The organism is Streptomyces sp. NPDC044719 (assembly GCF_056433405.1).
Genome location: NZ_JBWKHE010000004.1, coordinates 695,077 through 707,058 on the forward strand (window position 1 = coordinate 695,077; position 11,982 = coordinate 707,058).

Below are 11,982 nucleotides of genomic sequence, written 5' to 3' on the forward strand. Positions count from 1 at the left end.
GGACTACCGTGCCGGTCATGACCACGAACGACTGGCTGGCCGACACCCGAACCTCTTACGACACGGTCGCGGTCAACTATGCCGTCCAAGTACGCGATGCCATCGCCGGACACCAGTACCTTCGCGCGGCTCTGGGGTTGTTCGCCGACAGCGTGCGGGCCGCGGGCGGCGGGCCGGTGGCTGATGTCGGCTGCGGCCCCGGACACGTCACCGCCCACCTCCACGAGCTCGGCGTCGACGCCTTCGGCATCGACCTGTCGCCTAGGATGATCGACGCCGCTCGGCGCGACCACCCCGGCCTGCGGTTCGAAGTGGGCTCGATGACGAACCTGGACCTCCCGGCCGCCTCAGTGGCTGGCCTGATCGCCTGGCAGTCGCTGATCCACGTCCCTGACGACGAGGTTCCGACCGTGTTCCGGCACTTCCACCGAGCATTGCGTCCAGGCGGACCGCTACAGCTCCTGTTTCACGTCGGCGACGAATCGCAGGTGAAGACACAGGGCTACGGCGGTCACCCGATGAAGATCCATGTCCACCGCCGCCAGCCGGACCAGGTGGCAACCTGGCTGAGTGACGCCGGATTCGAGGTCGAGGCCCAGATGCTGCTCAACCCGGATCAGGAAGCATCACAAGCGTTTCTCTTCGCACGCCGCAAGCCCTACCGGTAGTTCAGAGAAGGGATGATCAACCAGGGCCTGTATTACATGTCGTGGTTGATGGCGCACAAGGACGCTTTCCGGAACCTGGTCCGCGACCGGCTCGGGGTGTCGGCCAGGTCCCAGGTGCTGTGGAGCGGCCCGCGCCTGATCTGTATCGCCGGCGACTTCACCCGCTATGACGCCCACGCCGTGCGTGAGCACCGGCGAGCGATCGACCTGGTCCGCTACCAGTTCTTCGGCAGTGACCTGCTCGGGCTTGAGACCGTGGCGTCCGTGAGAGGCGGCGTGCAGGTGGCACGCCAGCCGCGTCGGCGGGGCGGTTGCCAGGGCGACGGCCGACGTCGATGGCGCGTCGATGGTGGAGCTGGCGGGCGTGGTCGACGAGGCGCTGCTCGGGCTCGAGGACGGTGTGAACCGTGTTGAGCGCAAGCAGTACCGGGCTCCGGGAGCTCGGTGGCGATCGGCGACAGCAACAGTGCCGTCACGGTGGCGGACAAGCCGAGCATGGGGCCGATAACGTCCAGCTGTTTCACGAAAAAGTGGGCGGCGAAGAAGATCACTGCGAGGGTGGCCAGGGTCTGGGCCACTACGGCCCACGTGGCCGGAGCAGCCTTGCCGGGCTGGAACTTCAGCGGCTCCAGCTCCTCGTCGTCCTCGGCCGCCTTGCTGCTGCGGATCTCACGCCAGAAGCACACGGCGTAGGCGGCGAAGAACAACAGGCCGAGCGTCGTCTTGAAGGCGAAGGCGAAGGCGACCAGGCCGAGCGCGATCTTGACGATGAAGATCGGCAGGAACCACTGCTGGTCCTTGGCCAGGCGCTTCAGGTCCTTCGCGTCGCCGAGGGCCTCGCTGTCAGGCGGAGCGACGTCGCTTCCGCCACCGCCCACCGTGGCGAGGAGGGCGGCACGTTCCTTGCGGCGCTTGAGCAGGAGCATGGTGCCGGTGATGCCATAGGCGACGGTCGCCAGGGCGAGTGAACCGCCCATCGCGGCACCGACGCCGATGTTCTTTGCCTCCTCGGTTGCGCCGGTGATCACTGCGCCCAGCGTCACCACGGACTCGGGCAGGGCGGTACCGAAGGCGGCCAGGATCGTTCCGACCGCCATCTTCCTGACGTTGAGGCGCTCGCCCCGCCACTCCAGGGCATTGACGAACCACTCGCAGGAGAAGTAGATCGCCACAGCGCAGGCGATGAGCAATACGAAATGGATCACGGGACTCGTCCAGCCTTCCCGCACCGGCGGGGCCTCGAAGGACGAGCGGCGCGAGGAGCGGCGGAACGTCTTCGACCCCGCCGATACGCACTTAATGTCGTCGACAAAGGGCCGAAGGTCTCGCCCACCCGCAGTCTCAACGATCACGGGCCCGGTCACCGGGAACCCGTGGGCTCCAGTGTGTCGACGACCGGTATTGCGGGGCTACTCCCCTTCGCAGCCGATCGCGGTACACGGCCAAGACGTCCGCGGGTGTGGCGCGGCCTACCCAATGCTCCAGCGCGGCGGGGTCAGGTGACGGGGAAAGCAGTCGGGTTCATCGCGAGCGCGCGGATGCAGCGCCCGTCCGCGTCGAGTTGGCGCCCCATCTGTTTCATGGTGTGCAGGCAGACGGCTCGGTCGGTCACGGTGTACTCCGGATGGCGCTCGGACAGGACGCGTTCGAACTCCGGGAGCTCGGCCGGGGTTCGTAGCCACACCATCGTCAGCAGGTTGTCGGGACCCGACAGGGAGCAGCTCAGGCGGACTTCGGGGCGCGGGACGAGCGCACGCGCGACCTGGTCGAGAGAAGAGGGCGGTACGCGCGCCCACAGGATGGCGGTCGTCGGCCATCCGGACACCGATTGCGCCACCTCGCATCTGAGCCGCAGGGAGCCGCTGGCGAGAAGCCGGTTCACCCGCCGACGGACGGTGGCCTCGCTGACGCCTGCCTGTTCGGCCATCTCCGTAAAGCCCATGCGCCCGTCTGTTTGGAGCAACTCGTAGAGGGATCGGTCGACCTCGTCCACGCTGATTCCGTGGGCTTCGACGGTCGGCGCCTGGAGGGTCTGCTGCTGCGCTGGGGCAAGACTCCGCAGGCGCCAACGACTCGGTTCGCTGTAACCGACCGTGCGGATCTCGGACTGGTACGACAGCACGCCGGGCATGACGTCCAGGACGTCGCGCAGGAAGTGGGCCACGGCCGCGGGGCTTCTCCGGGCGACCATCAAGAGCAGGGAACTCGCTCCCGTCGTGTGGTGCACGTAGCGCACGGCCGGATTCTCCACGAGACGTGTCGCCACGTCATCGAAGTGACCTTGTGCCGTGACGACGCGGACGTACGCCACGCACGACTCGCTGTGCCCGGACGGGCCCACGGTGCAGGTCACCCAGGCCAGACCGGCCGCGCTGAGGCGCTGCCACCGCCGCGCGACGGTGGCCGAATCGAGCCCGAGCGTGCGGCCCAGGACGGCCCACGTCGCCCGTGGGGCCACCTGCAGCGCGTTGATGAGCGCGAGATCGACCTCATCGACGACGGGATCAGGCAGGGCACTGGGGGTCATGTAGCGGAGTATGCAATATTTCGGCTTGATTCAGCGAACATATGACGAATTTCAGCGCCCAGGATCCGGTGCGCCGCAGTGGGGTGAGTCTGGGGGACGCGAACAGGAAGGCGCATCCATGGACCAGTACATTCAGCCATCCAGCGAAGGCCGATTCGATCGGGTCGTTCGGGCCGCGGTCGAGGCGGGACTCACCGGGGCCGCGCATCCGGTGGCCGGGTTCATCGACATCGACGGGGTGCACACGACGGTCGGCGAACTGCAGAGCGCGTTCGAAGGGGTCGCGGTTCTGCACGCCTTTGCCGCGAAGGCGTGCCCGCTCGTCCCGGTGCTGCGGTTGCTGGCAGCCAGAGGGCTCGGCTGCGAGGTGGCCAGCCCGGGCGAACTGGCACAGGCTCTTGCCGCGGGGTTTCCTGCCGAACGCATCGTTCTGGACTCGCCGGCGAAGACGCGCGCAGAACTGGCCGAGGCGCTCGAACTCGGAGTGGCGGTGAACGCGGACAATCTCGACGAGCTCAAGCGGATCGACCAACTGGTCACGCCACAGACGGCTTCCGTCCTGGGAATCCGCGTCAACCCCCAGGTGGGAGCAGGGTCGATCAGTGCGATGAGTACGGCCTCCACCAATTCGAAATTCGGTGTCCCGCTCGCCGATCCCGGCATGCGCGACGAAGTGGTGTCGGCATGTGCCGCCCGACCCTGGCTCACGCGCCTGCACGTGCACGTCGGCTCGCAGGGCTGCCCGCTGGAACTCATCGCCGAGGGCGTGCGCGCGGCGTATGAACTCGCCGAAGAGATCAACGCCGCCGTCGGGCGGCGCCAGGTAACCAGCCTGGACATCGGCGGAGGCCTGCCGGTCAACTTCGACGACGACTCGGTCCGCCCCAGCTACACGGAGTACGTGGCGGTGTTGCGGGCGCGCGTGCCCGAACTCTTCAGCGGCCGCTACTCGCTCGTCACCGAGTTCGGTCGGTCCCTGCTGGCAAAGAACGGCTTCATCGCCGCGCTGGTCGAATACACCAAGGACGCCGGCGGGCGGCGCATCGCCATCACCCATGCCGGCGCGCAGACCGCGACGCGCACCGTGTTCATGCCTCAGGCGTGGCCGCTGCGAGTAGAGGCCTACGATGCCGGCGGCCGACGCCGCCGCGGCCGCGAACTGGTCCAGGACGTGGCCGGGCCATGCTGTTTCGCCGGCGATGTCGTGGCCCACGGCCGCGAGCTGCCGGAGCTGACGGAAGGCGACCTGGTGGTCCTGCGCGACACCGGCGCCTACTACTTCTCGTCCCACTTCTCCTACAACAGCCTGCCCCGCCCGGCCGTACACGGATTCAGCAGTGCCGGTGACGGCACGGGCTTCGTCCCCATCCGCACCGCCCAGTCCACGGCGGAAGTCGTCGCAGAGGCAGGCGCGGAACACCGCGACGCCCTCCTGGCCCTCAACAGCGCCGAGGACCGCTGAAGTCACCTCAAGCACCACACGCCACGCGTGGCCCCACGGGCCACGTCCCTTCGCCTCGCGCCGGGGCCGGGCCGACACGCACAGCGCCGCGGCGCACCGGCCGCCGCTTCCGCCGGTGCGCCACGCACCGAGCCAGGAGCCGCCAGCACAGCTGGATACGCCCGAACTCGACTGTCCAGGATCGCGCGCTCCTGCCCCATGTACCTCCGTGAACTGGCCGCTACTGCAAGCACAGAGTGAGCAAAGGATGACCATGCGTGTCTTTACCGCCGGGATCGGCACCGAGACGAACACCTTCTCGCCCCTGCCCACCGGGATGGACGCCTTCCACGAGCACGGCTACTTTCCCGCAGGAACGCATCCGGAGCACATGACCCGGTACTCCGCCCCCATGACGGTGGCCAAACGACGAGCCCGCCAGGAAGGGTGGACGATCCTCGACGGGGTCTTCGCCAACACCCACCCCGCAGGCCTGGTCTCCCGTGAGGCCTACGAGGGCCTGCGCGACGAGCTCCTGGCGGACCTGGGGCGCAGTCTGCCCGTCGACGTGGTTCTCCTCGGCCTCCACGGCGCCATGGTCGCCGACGGCTACGACGACTGCGAGGGCGACATCATCACGCGGGTACGAGAGGTGGCCGGTCCGGATGCAGTGATCGGATGCGAACTCGATCCGCACGCACACCTGAGTGACGCCATGGTGGCCAACGCCGACGTCCTGATCGCTTACAAGGAGTATCCGCACTCGGACATCGAGGACAGGGCCGTGGAGCTCGTCGACCTGTGTGCAAGAACGTTCGCCGGGGAGATCCGGCCGGTTCCCGCCGTCATCGACACCGACATGGTCATCCCCCTGCACACCTCCCGCGAGCCGGGCCTCTCGTACGTCGCCCGGATGAAGGCCCTGGAAGGACAGGGCGGCGTGCTCTCCGTGTCCACCATCCAGGGCTTCGCCACAGGAGACGTGCCGGACATGGGAACGAAGGTCCTCGTCTACACGGACGCAGACCTGCCGACGGCTCATAAGACGGCACAGCAACTGGCAGACGAACTGATCTCCCTGCGGGAAGAGTTCCTCGTCCGGTACCTGATGGTCGATGAAGCTCTCGACGCCGCGCTGAGTCAGCGCCCCAGGCCCGCCATCCTCGCTGACCGCTCCGACAACCCTGGAAGCGGCGCAGTCGGAGACTCCACCTTCATCCTGCAGCGGCTGATCGAACGAGAGATCACCAATGTGGCCCTCGGACCACTGTGGGACCCGATGGCGGTGCAGACCGCCTTCGCAGCCGGCGTGGGCGCGCGATTGCCGCTGCGCGTCGGCGGCAAGACCAGCCCCATGTCAGGAAGCCCCGTCGACGAGGTCTTCCGGGTGAAGGCGCTGCGCCGCAAGCACACGGAGACCAATCAGACAGGAGAGCCTCTGTCGGTCGGGGACGCCGCCCTGGTGGAAGCCAACGGTATCGAGTGCGTGCTCACATCCGAGCGGGCACAGGCCCTGAACATCGATCTGTTCACCGGACTGGGGTGCACCCTCGATGACAAGGCCGTAGTGGTCGTCAAGTCCGCCCATCACTTCTACAAGTCGTTCTCGCGGCTCTCGCCCCACGTCTTGTATGTCGGTGCGCCTGGTTCGGCGACTCCCCGGTGGAGCGATCTGACGTATCAAAAGGCGAGGCTTCCCAAGTGGCCGATCTCTGAGAAGTAGGCAGCTCGCCCACGTACTGCCGGTCTCCCGCAGGCCTCGCCCACGTGGCACTGCCCCTCGGCAACCGACCGACGCGCCCCTTGCGGGCCCGCACACCTGGCACCGATGTCCCGGCAGGGACCTTCCGTGCCGCCGCTCGAAAGCCAAAAATCCAACCGACACGGAGGCACGCCATGAGCGACTTGCACGACTGTCCGCGAACCGGTCCTACGACCGCTGCAGCGACGTCCCCCACCAAGGAGTCCGAGTCGGCGCTCGGCCCGAAAGACCGGTCAGAGCCCAAAGGGCGCCGCCTTGTCCCTGCGACAACCGCTGTCGGCCTGGTTGGCTCCCTGATCGCAGGGATCGCGACGTCGCCACCGACGCTGTGGGGCCTGCTGCCAGTCGTCTTCTTCTCACTGCTCACCCTGCTGGGGATGGACATCCTCATCGCGACAGCCGTGTCGGTGATGAGCGTGATGCTCATGCTCCTGCCGGCTCCCAGCGCCATCGGGGACATGTTCGGCGCTTCGCTCGCAGAAACCGTGACGATGATCGGCTTGATCATCATGCTCGGCGCCGGCGCGGGTGAGATTCTCCGCATCACCGGTGCCGCCAACACCATCGTCAAGTCCATGCTGCGGGTGACCGGCGACAGAAGTCCCAAACGCACCATCCTCGGCATCATGCTGGTCTGCCTTGTCCTGGTCGCCGCGCTGGGCACTCTGGCGGGAGCGCTGGCCGTGGCGGCCCCGCTGCTGCTCCCGGTGGCCGCCCGTCTCGGCTTCACGCGTTCCGCAACAGCGGCAATGATGTTTCTGGGCGGCTCCGCGGGCCTGGCCGTTGCCCCCTTCGCGGGAACCAACGTGGCGATCATGACCTCAGCGGGCGTCAGCTACCCGCAGTACCTGCTCTACGGTGCCGTCCCCCTGGCCGTGCTCTCTGTCATCGGCGGCATGATCGTCATCCCGAGGATGCAACGGCGCACCGAGAACACCGGTGATGAATATGACGGCTCCGAGTTCGCCGAGACCGACGAGCCGACCCCCGGTATTCGGCGCACCCACGCGACCGTCGCCTTCGCTGTCACCCTGGCTGTCTGCGTCGGTTACGCCATCGCTGCCGGCGCCGGTACATCGTTTCCGTTGCTAGCCCTGCCGGTGATCGCTGTCGTCACCGGTGTCGCCGGCGGCCTGCCGGTCCTTGCGACAGTGCAGCACGTGATTCGGGGAGCCTCTACGCAGCTCAGGATGTTCTTCCTGTTCTGGCTGATGGCCGTCTTCTTCATGGCCGTCGAACACTTGAAGCCGTTCGACGTGCTCCGCACGACGTTCAACGACGACCTCGGCTCGATGTCCCCCCTGGCATTCGCGGCAGTGGCAGCCCTGCTGGGCATGCTCGGCGCTCCTGGAGCGGCAGCCGCACACGTGGTCCTTCTCGACCAGGTCTTCGGTGACCTCGCGACCAGCATCGGCGTGACCGCCAATGCCTGGGTGATCGTGCTGCTGTTCGCCTCGAAGCTGGACACATACGGTCCGTTCCCCAACGGCAACATGGTGGGAGCGATGGGCCTGGCCCGGTCGTCGAACCTGCGCAACCTGCTCGTCACGGGCGTCCTGATTCTTGTTCCGGCGACCCTGCTGTACGCCGTCATCCTGATCTTCGAGCTGCGCTGACACAGCTGCCCTCCACGCTCGGAAGGTGCTCTGCGGTGGTCGCTCGTACGCCACGCAGCACGAGCGACCACCGCGGTGAAGCTCTCCACGGCAGCACCCCGCACTCGGCCTTCGGTGTGGGGCGCTCCGCGTTGTGATCTGATCCGGACGAACGAGGCTGCATGCAGTGCCAGGCCCGGAGCGGGGCGCCCCATCAGCCCCCGTGTCCGGTCGGTCTGTCCGATTCGGCACTGTTCCGCTCCTTTGAGCCGCGGACCGCGCGGCAATCGATGGTTCCAGGGCCGCACCGGACCAGCGCTTGATGCCGACAGGCACCGTCTTGCAGATCCCCTGCACCCGGGATGTGCGTCGCCGCCCTTCCGGTCCCGGCCCGGCAAGCAGCGACTTCGTCAGGATTCGCTCACGGAGGGCAGGCGTGTGGCGGCCACCCGGGGGATGGTGGACATGTCTCTTCCTGTGACGGTGCTCTGTGTGTGGGCCGGGGAGTGAGGGCGGGCACGAGCGGCTTATGCCGTCATGCCCATCTCCTGCTTGCGCGGGTCAGCTCGCGGTCACGGCGTCCAGCATCCGGGGCGCGTCCCCGCCGAAGTCGATCCAGGGGTTCGTCCCCAGCAACTCCGCGCCCTCGGCGCTCGGGGCGTCGTACCGCATGACGAACTTCTCAGGGCCATGGGCGAACGCCACGATCAGGCCGTGCTCGGCGTCCAGGAAGGCGCCGTGCGGGCGGATTCCGGGGTAGCTGATGCGCCAGGCCGGTGCACCGATCTCCACAGCTCCCACCGACAACCTCGCGACCACGCCGTCGGGAAGCCGATAGAACCACGTCATGGGGCCACCGGAGACCACGGTCATGACCTCGTCGATGCCGACACCGTCATCGGAGATGTTGACATGGAGCCGGCCGAAGCGCGCCTGGACCGCGTGCCGGGCGGCGGTGTCCATCGCCTTCATGTCGTACACCTTCGGGTACGGCGGAACTTCGTGCTCCGAGGTGTTCAGGAACCCGCCGCGATGGACTTCGGGCGGGCGGCCGGCCAGCTCGACGTGCCTCAGGAGCTCCTCCCGGTCAAGGCTGAACAGCGAGACCAGCTCCGCCTGCTCAGCTTCCGCCAGCGCCCGGATCCTGGAGGCCTCCAGGATCGGCTGAGCCTCCGAGGGAACGGGGACCTGGCTGGCGTGGACGCCCACGGCGCTCAGCACCTGGTTGACGGCCTTCACTCCGATCGTGGCCGGCCGGCCGTCGGAATAGGAGAGCTCCAGGCCCTGGTCATCCTTCGTCATCTCTGGTCTTCCTTAGTGTGAGTTGCACTTGATCGAGCGCGGCACCGCCGCTCCGGCAACGCCGTCCCGGTGGGGCGAGCGCCGCGATGCTCCGAGCCTCTTCCATCACCGCCATTTATGGAAATGCTTTGCATGCATCCGTATCATTCGTGGAATGGATGAACTCAGCCGGATCGACCTCAACCAGCTCCTGACGCTGCATGCCTTGCTGTCCGAGAAGCACGTCACGCGAGCCGCTGGGCGGCTGAACAAGAGCCAGCCGGCTGTCAGTCATGCGCTCGCGCAGCTGCGGACGCAGTTCGGCGATCCACTGCTGGCGCGGCACGGCGGCCGCATGGTCCTGACGGCACGTGCTCAGGCACTCGTACAGCCGCTGGAGGAGGCATTGACCAGCCTGGCCGAACTGCTCAGAGCGCCCGGCTTCGACCCGTCGCTCACGCGCCGACGGTTCCGGCTCTCGCTCTCGGACTACGCGTCGCGCATCGTGCTGCCCGCGCTCGTGCGGGATGTTCGCAGCAAGGCCCCCGGCCTTGACCTGGCGATCAGTCAGGCCAGCCGGGAGGCGATGATGGCGCAGCTCACGGACGGCGAGCTCGACCTCGCGCTGGGAATCTTTCCCCATGTACCCGAGGGCATCGAGGTCCAGGACCTCTTTCAGGAAGAGTTTGTGAGCCTTGCGGACAAGGCCGTACTGCCTGCGAGGGGAGGTCTGTCACTGGGGGAGTGGCTGGAGCGGCCGCACGTCATGCTGGCCCTGCGCCCCGACGCGAACGACGAGATCGAGACGGCTCTGGCCGCACGGGGGCTACGGCGGCATCTCGCCGTGACCTTGCCTCACTGGAGCGCGGCGGTGGACTTGATCGAGGGTACCGATCTCATCCTCACCGTTGCCGGCCGAGCGGTGGGGCCGATGCAGAGGCACCGGGCGCTACGGAAGTTCAAGCCGCCTTTGGATCTCCCCCGGTTTGCGTACCAGCAGGCGTGGCACGTTCGGCGAGCGAACGATCCGGCCCATCGTTGGCTGCGTGAGACCGTGCTGTCGTGCAGTCGACCGGGCGAGGCCTGAATGCTGGGATCTCACCCCGGTGGGTCGTGATGAGGCTCTGGTGCCGGATGTTGAGGATGGCCGGCTCGCCGCACACAGCGCTCTCGGTATCGACAAGGCGCTGCTGTACGGCCACGACGCGCACGTCGCCAACGAACTGCAGCGCACCATGCAGCCTGAGACACTGTCCCGCACCAGCGGAGTCCGGCTTGCCACCCCATACCTTCCCGCCGCGGAGACGGCACGGGTGGGTGGCGACTGCAGGCCCAGCGTCTCGGTACCGACCGCATGACGATCTGCCTCTACGCGGTCTACGATCCGTCGCGCACCGCCTCACTATCGCCAACGCCGGCCACCCTCCGTCGCTCCTGCTGCACTTGGTCGGGCGGGCCGAAGTGCTGCGGGTGCCATCAGGGGCGCCGATCGGTGTTGGCGGCCTCCGCTTCGAGACCGTGAGACTGGACGCACCTGCCGGTGCGGCCTTGCTTCTCTACACCGACGGGCTTGTGGAGTCCCGTCTCCAGGACGTCTGGACCGGCATAGAGCGGCTTCGCGAGAGGCTCGCCGAGACCGCACGGCTGACCGGGCCCAGCTATCCGCCCCCGCTGGAATCCCTGTGAGACGAGGTGCTCGACATGCTCGAGCGGGGCGACTGGGACGACGACATCGCGCTGCTCGCAGCCTGCTTCGCGGGGATCACGCTGAGCGATGTTGCGTACTGGTTCCTGGACTTGGAGGACAAAGCCCCCCAGAGCTCGCCGACTTGCACGGGGCGCGCCGGCCCGGTGGGGGCTCGAGGCCCCCAGCGACTGGGTCGAGCTACTCGTGAGCGAGATCGTGACCAACGCCGTGCGCCACGCGTCACGGCCGGTCACCCTCCGGCTGCTGCACACCGTTGCAACTGAGGGCAAGGCTCCGGCTCCCACGTGGAGGTGCGCAGTCGTACTTCGATTCTCAGACCGGGCGGCGGCATACTCGTCGGCGTGGTGGCCAGTGCCGAAGTCGCCTGCGACCAGGTGGAGTTCGAGGTCGGCGACGGTGATCTGGAACTTCCTGCCGCCCAAGGTGTACGGCATGTTTCCCTGGATGCCTGAAGGCCGCCTGGACCGCTGGCTCATACATCCGCCCCCTTCTCCCGTCGATGGTGAGACTCGGAGCGGATCAACCCCCCTTCAAGGCGCCGTGATAGCCGCGTGGCCTCGCAGAACACCCGTGTAGACCGCCTTCGGTTGTTGTCGATCGGTTTGGCGTGCCCGGAAGCCGGACGGTGGACGCCGAGGCGACGAAATGTGCGTCCTCCTCCGGCACTTCGCTCGGACAACATCCACGTGATCCTTCTGTACTTGAAGACTTACATCTGTAAGGTGACACTCGTAAGGTGTCAGGTGGGAGGTCGGCGGTCGCGCCGACTCGTCGGCCTGACTGTCGGAAGGGCAAGTGGCATGAAAATCACCGTTGACGAACCCAAGTGCTGCGGAGCGGGCCAGTGTGTGCTGGTGGCCCCGGACGTGTTCGACCAGCGTGACGAGGACGGCATCGTGGTCCTGCTGGAAGCGGAGCCTCCGGCGGAGCAGCACTTCGCCGTGCGGGAAGCGGCTCAGGTGTGCCCGGCCGCGGCGATCACTATCGAGGAGGGCTGAAC

The 11,982-nt window shown here is 67.3% G+C and carries 9 protein-coding genes and 3 pseudogenes; 9 read left to right on the forward strand and 3 right to left on the reverse strand.

From position 1 onward, the window contains the following. Positions 1-17: 17 nt before the first annotated feature. Together AC07DF_RS19175 and AC07DF_RS19180 are read left to right on the forward strand one after the other, a co-directional pair. A complete protein-coding gene (locus tag AC07DF_RS19175; RefSeq protein ID WP_328337003.1) occupies positions 18-668 on the forward strand; it encodes a class I SAM-dependent methyltransferase in 651 nt (216 codons plus the stop codon). Positions 669-677: 9 nt separating this feature from the next. Then, positions 678-1,101, forward strand: a pseudogene (locus AC07DF_RS19180) (DUF5655 domain-containing protein); the annotation flags it as partial. 55 nt (positions 1,102-1,156) lie between these two features. Here the strand turns inward: AC07DF_RS19180 and AC07DF_RS19185 are convergent. Together AC07DF_RS19185 and AC07DF_RS19190 are read right to left on the reverse strand one after the other, a co-directional pair. Further along, a pseudogene (locus tag AC07DF_RS19185) lies at positions 1,157-2,032 on the reverse strand (sodium:calcium antiporter); the annotation flags it as partial. Positions 2,033-2,163: 131 nt separating this feature from the next. Then, positions 2,164-3,195 (reverse strand): Lrp/AsnC family transcriptional regulator, encoded by a 1,032-nt coding sequence (locus AC07DF_RS19190; RefSeq protein WP_478972163.1) that lies wholly within the window; start codon positions 3,193-3,195, stop codon positions 2,164-2,166. Between the two features lie 118 nt (positions 3,196-3,313). Between AC07DF_RS19190 and AC07DF_RS19195 the strand changes: the two genes are divergently transcribed. The 3 genes from AC07DF_RS19195 (at position 3,314) to AC07DF_RS19205 (ending at position 8,014) form a co-directional block, all read left to right on the forward strand. Then, positions 3,314-4,657, forward strand: a complete 1,344-nt coding sequence (locus tag AC07DF_RS19195; RefSeq protein ID WP_478972166.1) for a type III PLP-dependent enzyme domain-containing protein — start codon at positions 3,314-3,316, stop codon at positions 4,655-4,657. A 253-nt stretch (positions 4,658-4,910) separates the two neighbouring features. Beyond that, entirely contained in the window at positions 4,911-6,359 is a 1,449-nt protein-coding gene (locus AC07DF_RS19200) for a M81 family metallopeptidase (protein ID WP_478972169.1), read from the forward strand. 173 nt (positions 6,360-6,532) lie between these two features. After that, complete coding sequence (locus tag AC07DF_RS19205) at positions 6,533-8,014, forward strand: Na+/H+ antiporter NhaC family protein (protein WP_478972172.1); 1,482 nt, start codon at positions 6,533-6,535, stop codon at positions 8,012-8,014. A 540-nt stretch (positions 8,015-8,554) separates the two neighbouring features. Here AC07DF_RS19205 and AC07DF_RS19210 read toward each other — a convergent pair. Further along, positions 8,555-9,295, reverse strand: coding sequence for a hypothetical protein (locus AC07DF_RS19210; protein ID WP_478972175.1), 741 nt, complete (start codon positions 9,293-9,295; stop codon positions 8,555-8,557). Between the two features lie 154 nt (positions 9,296-9,449). On the opposite strand from AC07DF_RS19210, the gene AC07DF_RS19215 reads away from it, so the two are divergent. The 4 genes and pseudogenes from AC07DF_RS19215 to AC07DF_RS19230 all read left to right on the forward strand — a co-directional run bounded on the left by AC07DF_RS19215 (position 9,450) and on the right by AC07DF_RS19230 (position 11,980). Continuing rightward, positions 9,450-10,361: a LysR family transcriptional regulator gene (locus AC07DF_RS19215; RefSeq protein WP_478972178.1), complete on the forward strand. Its 912-nt coding sequence runs from the start codon at positions 9,450-9,452 to the stop codon at positions 10,359-10,361. Continuing rightward, positions 10,288-11,234: pseudogene (locus tag AC07DF_RS19220) on the forward strand (PP2C family protein-serine/threonine phosphatase); the annotation flags it as partial. The gene AC07DF_RS19215 and the pseudogene AC07DF_RS19220, both read left to right, overlap by 74 nt. Positions 11,235-11,266: 32 nt before the next feature. Next, complete coding sequence (locus AC07DF_RS19225; RefSeq protein WP_478972772.1) at positions 11,267-11,434, forward strand: hypothetical protein; 168 nt, start codon at positions 11,267-11,269, stop codon at positions 11,432-11,434. Positions 11,435-11,782: 348 nt separating this feature from the next. Then, on the forward strand, positions 11,783-11,980 hold the full coding sequence (locus AC07DF_RS19230) for a ferredoxin (RefSeq protein ID WP_478972181.1): 198 nt from the start codon (positions 11,783-11,785) through the stop codon (positions 11,978-11,980). Positions 11,981-11,982: the final 2 nt, after the last annotated feature.